Genomic DNA, 15,889 nt, shown 5'->3' on the forward strand with positions numbered 1-15,889 from the left:
GCAATGGCGAAAGCGACAAATTATTCCTGCGGCTGCTTCATCGTTAAGCTGACTCGATTACGCTTCAAGTCAACATCAAGCACCCACACCGTGACCGTATCCCCTACAGAAACTACATCAAGCGGATGTTTAACATAAGAATTGCTTAGCTGTGAGATATGTACTAAGCCGTCATTTTTTAGCCCAATATCGACAAAAGCACCAAAATCAATAACGTTGCGAACTGTTCCTTTAAGCTCCATCCCTTTAACGAGATCCTCGATATGAAGCACATCGGTATGAAAAATTGGCGGCGGCAGTTCCTCACGCGGATCGCGTCCAGGTCGCAGCAAGCTCTCTGCAATATCCTTTAGCGTTGGTACGCCTACCCCAAGCTTTTCTGCCATTTCCTCGATATTTAATGCTCGTAACTCCGCATTAAGCGCTTCTGTCCCAACTGCTTGCTCAGTTAAGTTAAGCTGTTTAAGCAGCTCTCTAACGACCCCATACGACTCCGGATGGATTGGGGTATTATCTAGCACTTGTTCACCGTCTGGTATGCGAATAAAGCCGATACATTGCTCGTAGGACTTTGCCCCAAGGCGTGGTACCTTTTGAAGCTCATTACGCTTCTTAAATTTACCATGCTCCTCGCGATAAGCCACAATATTTTTAGCAATTGTACTATTGATCCCAGCGACGTAAGATAACAAAGAGCTTGATGCAGTGTTTACATCCACCCCAACATGGTTGACCGCAGATTCTACGACAGCGGCAAGCGACTCCTCTAGCCGTTTCTGTGAAACATCATGCTGATATTGCCCTACCCCAATCGCTTTCGGCTCGATTTTTACAAGTTCAGCAAGCGGATCTTGCAATCTTCTGGCAATTGATACAGCGCTGCGCTCTGCTACATCGAGTTCTGGAAATTCAGCGGCTGCCAGCGGCGAAGCGGAATATACACTTGCTCCTGCTTCATTGACGATAATATATTTTAGTCCTCTGCTGCTTGGCTGACGCTTAATTAAGTCAGCAATAAATTGCTCTGTCTCACGTGATGCCGTACCGTTGCCAATTGCAATTAGCTCAACATTATATTTTTCAATTAGCTCACTAATAATTTTTTCTGCCTCTGCAGTCTTGTGATGCGGCGCTGTCGGATAACATACGCCAACCTCAAGCATTTTTCCTGTGTCATCAATAACAGCTAGCTTACAGCCTGTTCGGAAAGCTGGATCGACGCCTAGCACAATTTTCCCACGGACAGGAGGCTGTAACAGCAAGTTACGTAAATTAGCAGAGAAAATCGTAATTGCATGAGCTTCCGCCTTATCTGTTAGCTCCCCTCTAACCTCACGTTCAATGGAAGGAGCAATAAGACGTTTATAGGAATCTGCAATTACCTCATCAAGCAATGCCTCAACAGCAGCGGCTGCATTAGTGAGCACAATGCCTTTACGCATATATTGCTCAATACGTGCTGTATCCAGTTCAAAGCTTACCTTTAAGAACTCCTCACGCTCCCCGCGATTTATTGCCAAAATACGATGAGGCGGCAACTTTGCAATTGGCTCGCTGTAGTCATAATACATTTCATAGACACTTTCCGCTTCGTTATCCTTCGCTACTGTGCGCAGAACGCCATGATTAAAAGTGAATGTGCGAATCCACGTACGAATTTTTGCATCATCTGCTAATTGCTCAGCGATAATATCTTTCGCACCCGCTAGCGCTTCCTCTGCGTTAGCTACACCTTTTTCTTCATTAACATACTTCTCTGCTTCAGCAATTGGATCATTGCCCTTCTGCTCTAAAATCCATTGTGCCAGCGGCTCTAGTCCTTTTTCCTTCGCTACACTAGCTCTTGTTTTGCGTTTTTGTCTATAAGGTCGATATAAATCTTCTACTTCTTGAAGCTTAACACTGGCTTTAATTGCTGCGGCAAGTTCTTCTGTCAGCTTTCCTTGCTCTTCAATTAAGCGCAATACTTCTTCCTTACGCGACTCAAGATTACGCAAATATTGCAGTCGCTCCTCAATTGCCCGAAGCTGAACCTCATCAAGCTCTCCCGTCATTTCTTTACGATAACGGGCAATAAATGGAATCGTATTCCCTTCATCCAGCAAACCTACTGCTGCTTGAACCTTTTTCACTGGCAACGAAAGCTGTTTTGCAATTTCTTCAACCATGTTCAATGCCATATATAAGCTCCTTTCCATCGTGCTTGCGCTAAATCACAACTACCTTATTAGGAAATGAAGCATTCCTTATTTTCTTGCGGAATGCTTCACTGTACCATTACATCTTTATCAAATTATCTGGCTCTAACATAAGGATTGTTCATCTTTTCAAATCCAATCGTCGTGCGAGGCCCATGCCCTGGATAAACGATCCCTTCATCAGACAGCTTGTACAGCTTGTTCTGAATAGAATCAAAAAGATCTGCTTCGCGGCCTCCAGGAAGGTCTGTGCGCCCGATAGACATGCGGAATAATACATCCCCAGAGAAAATATGCTCGTCGCAGATAAAGCTTACACTGCCTGGAGAATGCCCCGGAGTATGAAGTACTTCAAACGTATGACCGATTAAAGTCAACTTCATTCCTTCGGATAAATCATACTCCGCAGCATCTGTCGCTAACGGCTCGGTAACGTCTTGCCAGCGCATTGAGCCGTTTTTTCGCGGATCGGTTAGCCAATCTGCCTCCAGCGGATGAATATATACAGGACAGCCAGCGATTTTACGCACCTGATCTACCCCGCCCATATGATCGAAATGAGCATGAGTCAGCAAAATCGCTTCTATCTCAACTCCTTCGATGCGCTTAAGCAATGCTTGCGGATTCATCCCCGGATCGATAATAATTCCTCGTTCTGCTCCAGTCGCTTCATCTTCAACCGTTAATAAATAGCAATTTGTTTGCAGCGGTCCTAGGACAAAGCTCTGTATTTTGAAGCTACTCATTGCTTATACACTCTCCAATACTTCACGCAGCTCAGCAACGATATATTTTTGATAATCAGTACCTTCACCATACTGACGCAAAATTTCTTCACGTACGGCAGCCAGACGTTCTTGATAGTCTGGAGCTTGCGGATCTGGGTTTGTCGCTTTAAACGCAGCCATAGGCGCTTGAACATGCTTTGGTCTTGGACCCCATTGACCTAAAACTGCACCGCCAGTATCAGCGATAATAACGATAGGGATAGAGCGTCCGCCGAAGGTTAAAAACTGATCCATCGTATCCGTATGTTCTTCCATAATTAATACATCAATTGGAATACCGCTGTTTTCTAGCACTTTAAACACAACAGGAATGTTGCGCACAACATCACCGCACCAATCCGCCATTAAAATTAAACAACGTAGATCATCACGATTGCTTAATGATTCAAAAAACTCACGATCATCCTCTGATGGCCATTGAAATTGCTCACCATAAGCAATAAATTGTTCCTTATTTTTGGTCATTCCTGCAATAAACTGCTCAGGAGTAATTCCTTTACCTAATTTATTCGCAACATTTTTACTCATCGCTATCCCTCTTTCATTATGTATATTTGAAATGAACTATAAGCGGCTAAACCAACTATATGTTCATCTTATCGTGCTTGTTCATTTGAATAAAGACATTTTAAGAAAAGAAATTAATCTTTTTTACGGAATCGACGTAAATACATTACCGCAACAACTAAAACAGCCAGTGCAATAATTGCGTAAGTGATATTGGAATATACATCCATAAATTCTACAATTTCTTCCCACTTTTCTCCAAGCGTCGTTCCTAAAATAACAAGCAAAGTATTCCATATAATTGTACCTAGCGTTGTATAAATAAGAAACGGAGCCAGCTTCATCCCAGACATTCCTGCTGGAATTGAAATTAGACTGCGAATCAGCGGGACCATTCGGCAAAAAAATACGGCCTTGTTGCCGTGCTTATCAAACCACGCATCCGCGCGATACAAATCTTCTTTTTTAACGCGCAGTACTTTACCCCAACGCTCTACAATAATTTCCAAACGTTCTACTGAAACGATACGACCGATGTAATACAATATAATTGCCCCAATAACCGATCCTAATGTAGCTACAGTAATGACACCAACAGGAGTAAGTTCAGTCTTTGTTGTCATAAAGCCGCCGAACGTTAAAATAACCTCTGATGGAATAGGCGGAAATAAATTCTCAATTGCAATCAATAACAAAATTCCGTAGTAGCCAAATTTTTCCATAAAATCAATAATCCAATTTTCCATTGTCATCCCCCATCAAATATATTACTAAACGATATTCTATCATATGTAGAGACATGCTTCCAATTAACAGGGCTAATGCATATACATAGAGAGAAGGAGCTGATTGACGATGAAGCATCAAACAGTTAAGCATCAGCCTGAGCTGCCAACGGCGCGAAGCATTCGTCGTGCTTGCCAATCTGAGCTGTACCGAACAATAAAGCGCATGAAAGTATGGATCCCAGAAGATAAGATTAAGGCTGCCGAAAAACTATATTTTCGAAAGGTGGCGGCAAATTTGATATGGATTCATGAAAACCGAAGCAACCGCAAAAAACAGGTTGAATGGTGGGAGGCAAATGTTTGCGATGAGCTTGTTGCTATTTTAGAGGTCAAGCGCGAGAAGTTCGTGGAAGCGTTTAAAGCTGCTTATGGCGTACTTTGACAAGTGGTATCTATCGGATAATAATCACAGGCTGCTAACATGATGGTTCAAATGTTAGCAGCCTGCTTCGTTTAATTCGTTTTATTAGAGGCTTTTATTATAGTTTAAGTTATGCTTATTCTGCTACTCCATCATCTACACCAGTTGTATCAGTTGTGGTATGTCCAATTAAGCCATTATGCTCTGTTACATAACCACCGCCAAGTCCTTCATTTACCATACGATCGATGTCCATTTCATATTCGCGCCGACCTTCAAAGTACAGGTCGGGAGCTTCTTGATTCTTCTTTGCACGGTCGCTCATTATGTGCAAGTTCCTCCTTTCATAGAATTTAATGTGTGTAAGCTGCATCAACTACAACATAGCTATGCAACTTCACATGCAACAGCTTTCAAGATGCTCTTCCTCAGACTGGTCTAACAGCCAGCTAGCTGTTAGCTTTCCCCCGCTTTAATTTCTCATGCATAATTCGTTTTAATTGCGAAAACCTGTCTCTGTTAGACGACTTATGCAAATTAATGGCATGTTTTATAGTTTTTCAGAATAAATAGTGATAGGACATCAAATTTTACAAGCAATTAATTCAGACTGACGACTTTTGTTGGTAATAACTGCCAACACCATCCATTCCAAAATTCAAAGGAGGACTGACCGTGTTTAAAGACAATAAAAGATTACTTGCCACTGATACGTTAATTGGGCAAGGAACGTTAGTAGAAGGAAATATTATTTCAGAGGCATCTTTGCGAATTGAAGGAGAGTTTCACGGCGAGATTAGCACAAAGGGTGAAATCATTGTTGGCGAATTTGGCATTGTTAAAGGCAAGCTGCAAGCTTCTCAGCTTACTATTGCTGGTGAGGTAAACGGCGAAGTTACGGCACAAGAGCGATTAATTATTACGCCATCGGGACAGCTTACAGGAAGTTTCGTTGCTCAATCCATCATTATTCAAGAAGGCGGAATTTTCAACGGACATTGCCAAATGATGAGTCCCGCCAGTAGTGAAGCTAGTGAACATATCAAGCCGCATCAAGAAAAGTCGGATAAATTCGAGCGTCAAGAAAAGTTGGATAAACAGGAGAAAGAACGGGCACGACAAGCTGGATAAGTTGCGTTTCATCAAAAATAATCTATCTTCTTGCCGTAAGCAAAAAAAGAGACCGAGAAGGAGCTCTTTCTCAAGCTAAGCTTTACATTAGCTTGGGTTAGTAAGCACATACCTTCATTCGGTCTCATTTTTTATATTGTACAGCCTAAAGCTGCTTTAATTACTTACCGGCTAGCTGCAATTCTTTTTTACTTGTTTCAAATGCGACAAGCAATGCATCATTGCCTTTATGACCAGCTTGTTGTGCCTCTTTAATATGTTGCAACATTTTTTTATAGTCTTTTGGAATAACTTTTACGAAGTTGCTTGTTTCTGCAGCAAAATTGTCTAAGATACGTTGTGCAACAGTACTTCCTGTATATTTCACATGTTTTTCTAGCATGCTGCGCAACTCCTGAATATCCTCTTGCTCCGCTAAAGATTCAAGCAGAATCATTTCGTGGTTACTGCGTCCAGATAGTTTGCTTTGCGGATCATATACATAAGCGATACCGCCTGACATACCTGCACCAAAGTTACGTCCAGTTTCTCCAAGAATAACAACGCGTCCGCCAGTCATATATTCACAGCCGTGATCCCCTACTCCTTCAACAACAACGTTGACACCAGAGTTACGAACGGCAAAGCGTTCACCAGCAATACCGCGAATATAAGCTTCTCCGCTTGTTGCACCATATAATACTGTGTTACCTGTAATGACGTTTTCTTCAGGCACGAAGCTTGCTTTTGGGGAAGGTGCAACGATGAGTTTACCGCCAGACAGACCTTTACCAAAGTAGTCGTTCGTATCGCCCTCTACAGATAACGTAATACCTTTTGGTACGAATGCACCAAATGATTGACCTGCTGTACCAACAAAGTGATACCAAATTGTATCCTCTGGCAAGCCTTCTGCGCCATAACGAGATGTAACTTCATAACCAAGAGTTGTACCAACTACGCGGTCAGTGTTAAGGATTGGGAATGTGCCGCGTACTTGCTCTTTATTTTCAAGCGCTGCTTTTGCTCTTGGAATTAGCTCACGTGCATCAAGGCTAAGCTCAAGTCCATGATTTTGTGACTTGGAGTTGTAGCGAGTTGAGCCTTCTGCCGGTTCTTGATTGTACAGAATTGCTGACAAATCAATCCCTTTACGCTGTAAATGCTCTGCTAACTCTTTAGTTTGCAGACGATCCACGCGACCGACCATTTCTTCAATAGTACGGAAGCCAAGTTCAGCCATAATTTCACGCAGTTCTTCTGCAATAAAGCGCATATAGTTAACCATATGTTCTGGATCGCCCATAAAGTTTTTGCGAAGTTCAGGATTTTGTGTCGCTACCCCAACTGGGCAAGTATCAAGCTGACATACACGCATCATTACGCAGCCTAGTACAATTAGTGGAGCAGTTGCAAAACCAAACTCCTCTGCACCTAATAACGCTGCAATCGCTACATCGCGACCAGTCATCATTTTACCGTCTGTTTCAAGCACGACGCGATCGCGCAAGTTATTAAGCATCAATGTTTGATGTGTTTCTGCAAGACCAAGCTCCCATGGCAAGCCCGCATGGCGAATTGAGCCGATTGGGGAAGCCCCTGTACCACCGTCATAACCGCTAATTGTAATTAGATCAGCGCGACCTTTAGCAACCCCTGCTGCAATCGTACCAACGCCTGCTCCAGAAACGAGCTTCACGCTTATACGTGCACGTGGATTTGCATTTTTCAAATCATGAATTAGCTCAGCTAAATCCTCGATAGAATAAATATCATGATGCGGAGGAGGCGAAATTAAGCCAACACCTGGTGTTGATCCGCGTACTTCAGCAACCCAAGGGTAAACTTTTTGACCTGGCAATTGACCGCCTTCACCTGGTTTAGCCCCTTGTGCCATTTTAATTTGAATTTCATCCGCATTTGCAAGATAATGACTTGTTACACCAAAGCGTCCGGAAGCAACCTGTTTAATCGCACTACGACGTAAGTCACCATTAGCATCAGGCACGAAGCGAGATGGATGCTCGCCGCCCTCACCTGTATTAGATTTACCGCCTAGACGGTTCATTGCAATCGCTAGTGCTTCATGTGCTTCTTGGCTAATAGAACCGTAAGACATTGCCCCAGTTTTAAAGCGTTTCACGATCGATTCTACTGGCTCAACCTCTGATAATGGAATTGAATTTCCATCCTTTTTGAAATCAAGCAAGGAACGAAGCAAGAGATGCTTTTTATTTTCGCCTTGAATCATTTCAGAGAATTTTTTGTATAGTTTATAGTCGTTTTTACGAGCAGATTGCTGCAGCGTATGAATCGTTTGCGGTGTCAACAGATGATCTTCACCTTCACGTCTCCACTGATATTCACCGCCAGAATCTAGCTCACGCTCCGCTCCTTCTTGTTTAGAGAAGCCACGATCATGAGCAACTTGTGCATCATTTGCAATTTGATCCAAACCGATTCCGCCAATTCGAGATGGCGTCCATGTAAAGTATTTATTAATTAACTCTTCACTTAAGCCTACCGCTTCAAAAATTTGTGCCCCACGATAAGATTGAATTGTGGAGATACCCATTTTTGATAGTACTTTAACAACACCTTTAGTTGCAGCTTTAATGTAGTTTTTAACTGCTTTCTCATAAGTGATGCCACGCAATGTGCCTTTTTCGATATTATGCTCTAATGTTTCAAATACTAGATAAGGATTAATTACGTTAGCACCGTAACCAAGCAATAATGCAAAATGATGTACTTCTCTTGGTTCACCTGATTCAAGCAAAATCGACACTTTTGTACGATTGCCGTTACGAATTAGATGATGATGCAATGATGATACAGCAAGCAATGCTGGAATTGCTGTATTTTCCTCATCCACACCGCGATCAGATAGAATGATTAGATTATGCCCTTTAGCAATAACACGATCCGCTGCTGCAAACATTTCTTCAAGTGCAGCCTCAAGTCCTTTTGCACCGCTTCCTGATGGGAAGAAGATTGGAATTGTAATCGCCTTAAAGCCTTCACGGCGAATATGGCGAAGCTTCGCAAACTGCTCATTCGATAAGAACGGTGTATCTATCTTCACATGACGGCAGCTTTCAGGCTCAGGCTTAAGCAGATTGCGCTCTGGTCCGATTGTCGTAATTGTTGAAGTAACCAACTCTTCACGAATCGCATCAATTGGCGGGTTCGTTACTTGAGCAAACAACTGTTTGAAGTAGTTATATAGCAGTTGCGGACGCTCAGAAAGAATCGCTAATGGTGCATCATAGCCCATTGAAGCAAGTGGCTCTTGACCACCAACTGCCATTGGCTCGATAATGCGATTAATTTCTTCATACGTAAAGCCAAATGCTTGCTGACGCTGTTGCAGGCTTTCCTGTCGAACCTCTGGTAAATGCGGTGCATCTGGCAAATCACTTAAATCAACCAAATGCTCATTTAGCCACTCACGATAAGGTTGCTCAGCGGCAATCATTGCTTTAATTTCTTCGTCTGGAATAATGCGACCTTTTTCAGTATCAACTAACAGCATACGTCCAGGTCTTAAACGATCTTTATATACAACATCTTCCGGAGCAACTGGTACTGCACCAGCTTCCGAACCAAGAATAATATGATCGTCTTTCGTAATGTAATAACGTGATGGACGAAGACCGTTACGGTCAAGCATCGCTCCGATTTGCACCCCGTCAGTAAAGCCCATCGCTGCAGGACCATCCCACGGCTCCATCATCGTACTATGATATTCATAGAATGCTTTGCGTTGATCATCCATGCTTTCATGATTAGCCCATGGTTCAGGAACCATCATCATTGCAACATGAGGAAGAGAACGTCCAGCTAAGGTTAAAAACTCAAATGTATTATCAAACATCGCTGTATCGGAACCGTCAGGTGCGATAATAGGTTTAATTTTTTCTAGATCGTCACCAAATAGCTCACTTTCAAACAATGTTTGACGTGCATGCATCCAGTTGATGTTACCACGCAAAGTGTTAATTTCACCGTTATGAATCATATAGTGGAACGGATGCGCTCTTTCCCAGCTTGGGAATGTATTTGTACTAAAGCGAGAGTGAACAAGTGCAATTGCTGATACAACCTCTGGATTGTTCAGCTCAATATAGAAGGAACGTACTTGTTCAGTTGTCAACATACCTTTATAAACGATTTTGCGAGTTGACATACTTGAGAAATAGAACATTTCACCGCCAGGCATATTACTATAACGAATTGCCTGCTCAGCACGTTTGCGAATCACATACAGTTTACGTTCAAATGCCATTGTATCAGCTAACGCTGCATTACGACGAATAAACACTTGCTCTACGAAAGGTTTTACAGATAACGCTGATTTACCTAGTTTTTCATCATTGGTAGGAACCTCGCGAAAACCAATCAGCTCTTGACCTTCCTCAGAGATGATTGCTTCAAGCTTAGCTTTAATCGCTGCACGTTGCTCTGCATTTTGCGGCATGAACATCATCCCTACCGCATATTGTTCAGGCTGTGGCAATTCAATTCCTTGCTTGCTTAACTCAGCAGCAAAAAATTGATGTGGAATTTGGATAAGGATACCTGCACCGTCACCAGTGTTAGGCTCGCTTCCTTGTCCACCGCGATGCTCCATATTCTCTAGCAAGTGCAATGCCTTACGAATAACATCATGTGATTTTACACCTTTAATGCTGGCAACAAAGCCCATGCCGCAGGCATCTTTTTCAAACTGTGGGTCATATAGCCCTTGTTTAGGCGGTAAGCTTACTGATTGGTTTGTCATCGTATATTTCCCCTCTACCAAAAATTTCCCTTAAACTCTTCTGCTTTGTTTTAACTTATAATAGAATAGGTACAAGGGTTATTCCTCCTTGCCCATATTGTTCACCTAGTCTAAATTCCACTTTATTCATTCGGCAGTCGTTTGTACTTTTTGTGCAAGATAAAGCCGAATTTATTTTTGAATAATTTGATTTTAGCACTTTTTGAACAATAAATACAGAGGAAATTTAATAAAAACCTTGATTTACAAGGAAATAAGAAAGAGAGGATTTGCACTAAATGTATACTAATTTGGATTATGGAAAGCAGAAAACAACTTTGCTAATTGCGTTTTTTTCTGCTGTAGTACTTATTTTTTCTGCATTTTCGCCGTTTTTAAAGGCTGCTGCCCAATCAAATGACAGTATCGAAAAAATGCAAACAGAAAAAAATTTATTTCGTATCGCAGTAATCGGAGATTCTTTGGCGTATGGCTACGAAAGAGGCATTACGGAGGAATCTAAACCTTTTGGAGTCGGAGAACAAATTTATGAACAAGCTTTATTCCAAGGTTATCGTGCCAGCTATGTCAATTATGGAATTAATGGTTTAACTTCTTCTGGATTGTTGAATTGGTTAAACGCTGTTCAAAACAATCAGTCGATTACAGCGGATAAAGTGCAAGCTGGATTGAACAGTCAACGTGCGGTAACACTAATTAACAATACTGCACAATTAAAGACTGATTTATCTGAAGCGAACTTAATTATGCTCGCAATTGGCGGTAATGATTTTCTCAAAATATTATCCCAGCTTGATTTAACTAAAAAATGGAGCGATTATACGCAAGTAGAACGCGAGGAGCTTGAGGCAACGCTTCGCTCAACTACTGATAAGTATATTGAGCAGCTAAATTCAATTTTGGCAATCATTCATAACTTAAACAAGGATGCAGTAGTCGTTACACAAAATCAATATTTGCCTTTGCCAAAAATCTCATTTAATGGTGTGGAATCATATCAAGGAGTGGATAATCAGCTGGCAGAACTGCTTAACGGAGAAAAGGTGAACCTAAATAAGCAGTTTAATGAAGTGTTAGCTAACATGAACAAACAAGGAATGAATATTTCAGCGATTGATGCATCTGCTGTAATCGAAAGCAATGCGATCGGCTTAACAGGAATTGTGCTTAAAGATCCGCATCCTAATTCAGTCGGTTATAAAAAGCTTTCACAAGCATACAGTCAGCTCATTTGGGGCGAATATAAATCTGTTCAACCTCGCAAGCCAGAAATTCCATTATCGGTTGTTGTGAATGGCAAAGAAGTAATTAGCCCATATCCTACCAAGCTAATCAATGGCAGAACTTATCTTGTATTGCGCGATATTACTGATGCGATGGGTGCTAAACTAAAATGGGATAATAAAACACAAACCGCGACTATCACAGTGGATAATCGCGTTGTTGAATTAACTATTGGTTCTGAGAATTATAAAGTTAACGGCGTTGTACATAAGCTTAATGCCGAACCTGCTTTCCTTGCAAAAGTGAACAATGAAAGCAAAACTTATGTACCTGTTGCCGCAATCTCAGAAGGATTAGATTTCTTTGTTGTTTACCAAGCGCAAACAAAAACGGTTTTTGTTAATAAATAGCGCTATAATATGAGTTTTTTGTATAATACCTTTATAATTGATATGTTTTGATGACGTCTTCTAATGCAGCTTTGCTCTTAGCTGCCCAACGGTGTAGCTTATCTAGTCGATAAAGCTCCTGTTCGGCAGCTTGAGCAAGTGATTGCTTATAATCAGGAATTACGCCATGATATGGCTGTACATCTTTAAGCAGCACAGTGGTTTTTTCAGTATATGCTAACGCCCTGCGTTCATGAAACATTGGAACATCAGGATCATAAGGATGATGTAGATCCCCTTGCTCAGGATGCTTAACGACGGCTAATATTTTAACAACAAGACGTTTATCAACTATTTCAAATACTTCACCAATGTATATGCCTGTTCTTACTTGTACTTTAACATGATCGCCAATAGAAAATTCATTTACGTTCATCTTCCTGCCTCCTTCTAAGCTTAATTAAAAAATAATGTAATCGATAGGGCATATAAAATCAAGAAATAACTGGACTTGTGCAACTAGACATATCACAGTAATATGGAAGATAAGAAGAAGGTGAATGCTATGAGCAAGAAAAGAGTATTGCTGCTATCTGAAGGCTTCGGCTCTGGACATACTCAAGCAGCGCATGCTCTTAGTGAAGGATTAAAAACGATTAATCCTGATGTATCTACAAAAGTAATGGAATTAGGCAGCTTCCTTAATCCTGTGATGGCTCCAATTATCATTAATGCTTATCGTAAAACAGTAAGCAAGCAGCCAAAAGTGGTTGGTATGATGTATCGTAGTAATTATCGTAAGCCGACTCATCGAATTACGAAAAGTGCACTTCATCGGTTATTTTATACACAAACGACAAAAGTTATTGAAAGATTGAATCCACAAGTTATTGTTTGTACGCATCCAGTACCAAATATGATAATAGCTAGGCTAAAAGAGGAGGGCTTGGCTACCCCATTATTGACTGTAATAACGGATTACGATGCTCATGGTTCTTGGGTGAACGAAGAAATTAATCGTTACTTAGTCTCATCCAATATTGTTAAGGAACGTTTAATGGAAAAAGGAGTATCAAGTAATAAGATTGCAGTAACCGGTATTCCAATACGTCCAAAATTTTGGACAACAGGCGATAAAGAAGCGATTCGCGCTAAATTTAATTTAAAAAATATGCCTACTGTTTTAATTATGGGGGGCGGCTGGGGCTTACTACACGAAGACAGTGCTTTAAGCTATATGACAAAGTGGCGTGACACAACCCAGCTAATTTATTGCGTCGGCACCAATTCAGAAATGAAAGAAAAGCTTGAAACCGATCCGCTCTTCAAGCATCCTAATATACACATATTCGGTTTTACCCAACATATCAACGAGCTTATGGATATTAGCGATTTACTTGTAACAAAGCCTGGAGGAATGACTTGTACGGAAGGATTAAGCAAGGCGTTACCAATGCTTTTTTATGAGCCGATTCCAGGCCAAGAGGAAGAAAACTGTGAGTATTTTATTAATTTAGGTTTTGGTGAAATGCTTGCAGATCATGATACGGTCGATCGCTGGTTTAAATTAATTCACAACAAGCAAGAACTTACTAACCTGCGCAGCTCACTTCTACAAAAACGAGATAGTAACTACGATCCCTACAATTGTGTAAAAGCAGTGCTGCAATATTTGTAGCTCTGCTTTTTCTACATATTTTTCTATCTATTTTTCTACTTATTAATGAAACTAATCTTTTTTTTATGCGTATTCTATAAAAGGCATATTATGTTGATTTGATATGAGCTAATTTATTAGCTATTAATATTATCTTTTAACAATTTCGGTATTAAATATTAAAGGAGCACGCTATGATGGAACAGTTTGTTGAATTTATGGGCAATTTTGGACCGTTGGGATTGGCGATTCATGCATTTCTTGATGCAGTAATCTTTCCTATTCCAGCGTTTTTCACTCAAGTTTCGTTAAGCATGCTCAATCCTAATAATGCGTTATGGTTAGCTACGTTTGGCTTTATTGCTTGTCTTCTTGGTACACCGATCGGCTATCTTATTGGTAACGTGTTTGGCACGGGCATTCTTAATCGTTTTGTTAAACCAGATATAACAGAAAAAGCAAAAAACTACTTTAAGGAAAAGGGCTCCATTGCAATTTTAATCGGTGCATTTACCCCAATTCCTTTTAAAGTTTTTACAATACTATCTGGTGTATTAAAATATCCATTATGGCAATTGATGGCATATGCTGCGATTGGTCGCGCAACAAAATTTTATGTTGTTGGTGCTCTGTTTTATATGTTTGATAAAGCTGCTGCCAATATGGTTGAAAATGTCTCACTTTATATTTTTATTACGGTTGTTCCCGTTATCGTTATCTTTCTATTGGTACGCAAATGGCTGCGTAAACGTAAAGAGAAAAAAGCAATTGCATTACAAGTTGAAAACGAGCAACAAGCCGAGATGTAACGCTGCTATAGATAAACGGTTAACTAGAAGATATGATTATTTATGGACTTATTAAAATTAAAATGATACATGTTTATAGATGCTGTCTGCACACTGCGGGCAGCATTTTTTGCTTTTATTGCTCAAAAAGAGCGGCAGAAAGCAAATCTCCTTTCTGCCGCCCTATTAACTTGTAACAGTCTTTTATTTTGTCTTATTAATCGTATGAGCTTTCAGCTCTGCTGCATTTTATTTAAGCGCACTGCCGCCATATAAGAAGCGATATTCCCAATGCTTGCCTGTAATTGTATCTGTTCTTACTCCACCGCTATCTTTTGAGTAAGTATGAAGGATTTTACCGTCTCCTAAGTATATACCTACATGAGTAATTTTTGCTGAAGATTTATTCACATTGCTGTAGCTGGATTTGCTGGAACCTTTATATGACATAAAGAACATTAGGTCACCGCGTTTTAGTTGACTAATACTATATTTTGCATTACCTAATTCTTTAACATATGCCCCTTGTTTTCTTGAATCAGCAGGAAGTGTAATACCGAGTGCATCTTTGAATGCTTGTCTTACAAAATCAGAGCAGTCAAATGTTGTTGTTGTATTACGATTAGAACCATATTCATATGGTGTGCCTAAATATTTCATCCCTGCAGCAATAACCTTTTCAACATCTGAATTAGATACTGTACTGCTGTTAGAGGATGTGTTGCTATTAGTTGGTTTGCTAGTTGAAGATGAATTATTAGTACTGCTAGTTGAGCTGTTACTTGTTGAAGATTTGCTACTTATTAATTTTGAATATTTACTTCCGTTAGATATATAACCAGTTTTACCTTTACTGTCTTGAACTTTATACCAGCCGTTAGAAGCTTGTCCAGTTACGGTAACAATTTCACCTTTACTAAGCATTTTTACTTTTGAATAAGATGTACTTGGGCCAGTTCGCAGATTAACCCCCCAAGTAATCTGTCTTTGCTGACTTATGACGCTTGATTCAGCAGCGTGTGTTGTTGGTGCAGCAGCGTAGGACAACCCCCCCACTACCAAGCTAAATGCAAGTGCAGCTTGAGCTACCTTGTATTTAATTGAATGATTCATGTTTTTGTTCTCCTTCCACTTGTTGCGATTTCGCTTTGTTTTAGCGATGTTCACATTATAAAGTTAGAAGGAGCATCCAGGCATCTGACTGCTTGCCTAAAAATTTTTAGCGGAAATGCCCACAAATTCAAGCTTTTCAAAAGTTAGAGAAATCTAATAAAGGATGCCCTTTTAAAATCAGGC

13 protein-coding genes are annotated in these 15,889 nt (G+C 40.5%); 5 read left to right on the forward strand and 8 right to left on the reverse strand.

From position 1 onward, the window contains the following. Positions 1-20: 20 nt before the first annotated feature. From AC2TDL_RS03410 to AC2TDL_RS03425, 4 genes are all read right to left on the reverse strand, one after another. A complete protein-coding gene (locus AC2TDL_RS03410; RefSeq protein WP_484698788.1) occupies positions 21-2,180 on the reverse strand; it encodes a Tex family protein in 2,160 nt (719 codons plus the stop codon). A gap of 113 nt (positions 2,181-2,293) precedes the next feature. After that, on the reverse strand, positions 2,294-2,944 hold the full coding sequence (locus AC2TDL_RS03415) for an MBL fold metallo-hydrolase (protein ID WP_484698789.1): 651 nt from the start codon (positions 2,942-2,944) through the stop codon (positions 2,294-2,296). Positions 2,945-2,947: 3 nt separating this feature from the next. After that, positions 2,948-3,514 carry a thioredoxin family protein gene (locus tag AC2TDL_RS03420; RefSeq protein ID WP_484698791.1) on the reverse strand — a complete coding sequence of 189 codons (567 nt, stop codon included), beginning with the start codon at positions 3,512-3,514 and terminating at the stop codon, positions 2,948-2,950. A gap of 113 nt (positions 3,515-3,627) precedes the next feature. Beyond that, a complete protein-coding gene (locus AC2TDL_RS03425) occupies positions 3,628-4,239 on the reverse strand; it encodes a DedA family protein (protein WP_484698792.1) in 612 nt (203 codons plus the stop codon). 109 nt (positions 4,240-4,348) lie between these two features. Here AC2TDL_RS03425 and AC2TDL_RS03430 point away from each other — a divergent pair, with 109 nt between their 5' ends. After that, positions 4,349-4,663 carry a dehydrogenase gene (locus tag AC2TDL_RS03430; RefSeq protein WP_484698793.1) on the forward strand — a complete coding sequence of 105 codons (315 nt, stop codon included), beginning with the start codon at positions 4,349-4,351 and terminating at the stop codon, positions 4,661-4,663. Positions 4,664-4,778: 115 nt separating this feature from the next. Here AC2TDL_RS03430 and AC2TDL_RS03435 read toward each other — a convergent pair whose 3' ends face one another. Beyond that, positions 4,779-4,967, reverse strand: coding sequence for a hypothetical protein (locus AC2TDL_RS03435; RefSeq protein WP_484698795.1), 189 nt, complete (start codon positions 4,965-4,967; stop codon positions 4,779-4,781). A 350-nt stretch (positions 4,968-5,317) separates the two neighbouring features. Between AC2TDL_RS03435 and AC2TDL_RS03440 the strand changes: the two genes are divergently transcribed. Next, a complete protein-coding gene (locus AC2TDL_RS03440; RefSeq protein ID WP_484698796.1) occupies positions 5,318-5,773 on the forward strand; it encodes a bactofilin family protein in 456 nt (151 codons plus the stop codon). A gap of 160 nt (positions 5,774-5,933) precedes the next feature. Here AC2TDL_RS03440 and gltB read toward each other — a convergent pair whose 3' ends face one another. Next, positions 5,934-10,535, reverse strand: a complete 4,602-nt coding sequence (gene gltB, locus AC2TDL_RS03445) for a glutamate synthase large subunit (RefSeq protein WP_484698797.1) — start codon at positions 10,533-10,535, stop codon at positions 5,934-5,936. A gap of 278 nt (positions 10,536-10,813) precedes the next feature. Between gltB and AC2TDL_RS03450 the strand changes: the two genes are divergently transcribed. Further along, on the forward strand, positions 10,814-12,169 hold the full coding sequence (locus tag AC2TDL_RS03450; RefSeq protein WP_484698798.1) for a stalk domain-containing protein: 1,356 nt from the start codon (positions 10,814-10,816) through the stop codon (positions 12,167-12,169). 31 nt (positions 12,170-12,200) lie between these two features. On the opposite strand, the gene kapB is transcribed toward AC2TDL_RS03450, so the two are convergent. Beyond that, entirely contained in the window at positions 12,201-12,584 is a 384-nt protein-coding gene (kapB, locus tag AC2TDL_RS03455; RefSeq protein WP_484698799.1) for a kinase-associated lipoprotein KapB, read from the reverse strand. Between the two features lie 129 nt (positions 12,585-12,713). Here kapB and AC2TDL_RS03460 point away from each other — a divergent pair, with 129 nt between their 5' ends. Both AC2TDL_RS03460 and AC2TDL_RS03465 read left to right on the forward strand, forming a co-directional pair. Then, complete coding sequence (locus tag AC2TDL_RS03460) at positions 12,714-13,826, forward strand: MGDG synthase family glycosyltransferase (protein WP_484698800.1); 1,113 nt, start codon at positions 12,714-12,716, stop codon at positions 13,824-13,826. Between the two features lie 173 nt (positions 13,827-13,999). Continuing rightward, entirely contained in the window at positions 14,000-14,614 is a 615-nt protein-coding gene (locus AC2TDL_RS03465) for a YqaA family protein (protein WP_484698802.1), read from the forward strand. A gap of 228 nt (positions 14,615-14,842) precedes the next feature. Here AC2TDL_RS03465 and AC2TDL_RS03470 read toward each other — a convergent pair whose 3' ends face one another. Then, positions 14,843-15,706, reverse strand: a complete 864-nt coding sequence (locus tag AC2TDL_RS03470; protein ID WP_484698804.1) for a C40 family peptidase — start codon at positions 15,704-15,706, stop codon at positions 14,843-14,845. Between the last annotated feature and the right edge of the window lie 183 nt (positions 15,707-15,889).

This window comes from Paenibacillus sp. plas6 (assembly GCF_057221655.1).

What these genes read in the sequence shown, in the direction of transcription:
- AC2TDL_RS03410 (WP_484698788.1), bottom strand. Translation starts at nt 2,180, where the DNA reads ATGGCATTGAACATGGTTGAAGAAATTGCAAAACAGCTTTCGTTGCCA.
- AC2TDL_RS03415 (WP_484698789.1), bottom strand. Translation starts at nt 2,944, where the DNA reads ATGAGTAGCTTCAAAATACAGAGCTTTGTCCTAGGACCGCTGCAAACA.
- AC2TDL_RS03420 (WP_484698791.1), bottom strand. Translation starts at nt 3,514, where the DNA reads ATGAGTAAAAATGTTGCGAATAAATTAGGTAAAGGAATTACTCCTGAG.
- AC2TDL_RS03425 (WP_484698792.1), bottom strand. Translation starts at nt 4,239, where the DNA reads ATGGAAAATTGGATTATTGATTTTATGGAAAAATTTGGCTACTACGGA.
- AC2TDL_RS03430 (WP_484698793.1), top strand. Translation starts at nt 4,349, where the DNA reads ATGAAGCATCAAACAGTTAAGCATCAGCCTGAGCTGCCAACGGCGCGA.
- AC2TDL_RS03435 (WP_484698795.1), bottom strand. Translation starts at nt 4,967, where the DNA reads ATGAGCGACCGTGCAAAGAAGAATCAAGAAGCTCCCGACCTGTACTTT.
- gltB (WP_484698797.1), bottom strand. Translation starts at nt 10,535, where the DNA reads ATGACAAACCAATCAGTAAGCTTACCGCCTAAACAAGGGCTATATGAC.
- AC2TDL_RS03450 (WP_484698798.1), top strand. Translation starts at nt 10,814, where the DNA reads ATGTATACTAATTTGGATTATGGAAAGCAGAAAACAACTTTGCTAATT.
- kapB (WP_484698799.1), bottom strand. Translation starts at nt 12,584, where the DNA reads ATGAACGTAAATGAATTTTCTATTGGCGATCATGTTAAAGTACAAGTA.
- AC2TDL_RS03460 (WP_484698800.1), top strand. Translation starts at nt 12,714, where the DNA reads ATGAGCAAGAAAAGAGTATTGCTGCTATCTGAAGGCTTCGGCTCTGGA.
- AC2TDL_RS03465 (WP_484698802.1), top strand. Translation starts at nt 14,000, where the DNA reads ATGATGGAACAGTTTGTTGAATTTATGGGCAATTTTGGACCGTTGGGA.
- AC2TDL_RS03470 (WP_484698804.1), bottom strand. Translation starts at nt 15,706, where the DNA reads ATGAATCATTCAATTAAATACAAGGTAGCTCAAGCTGCACTTGCATTT.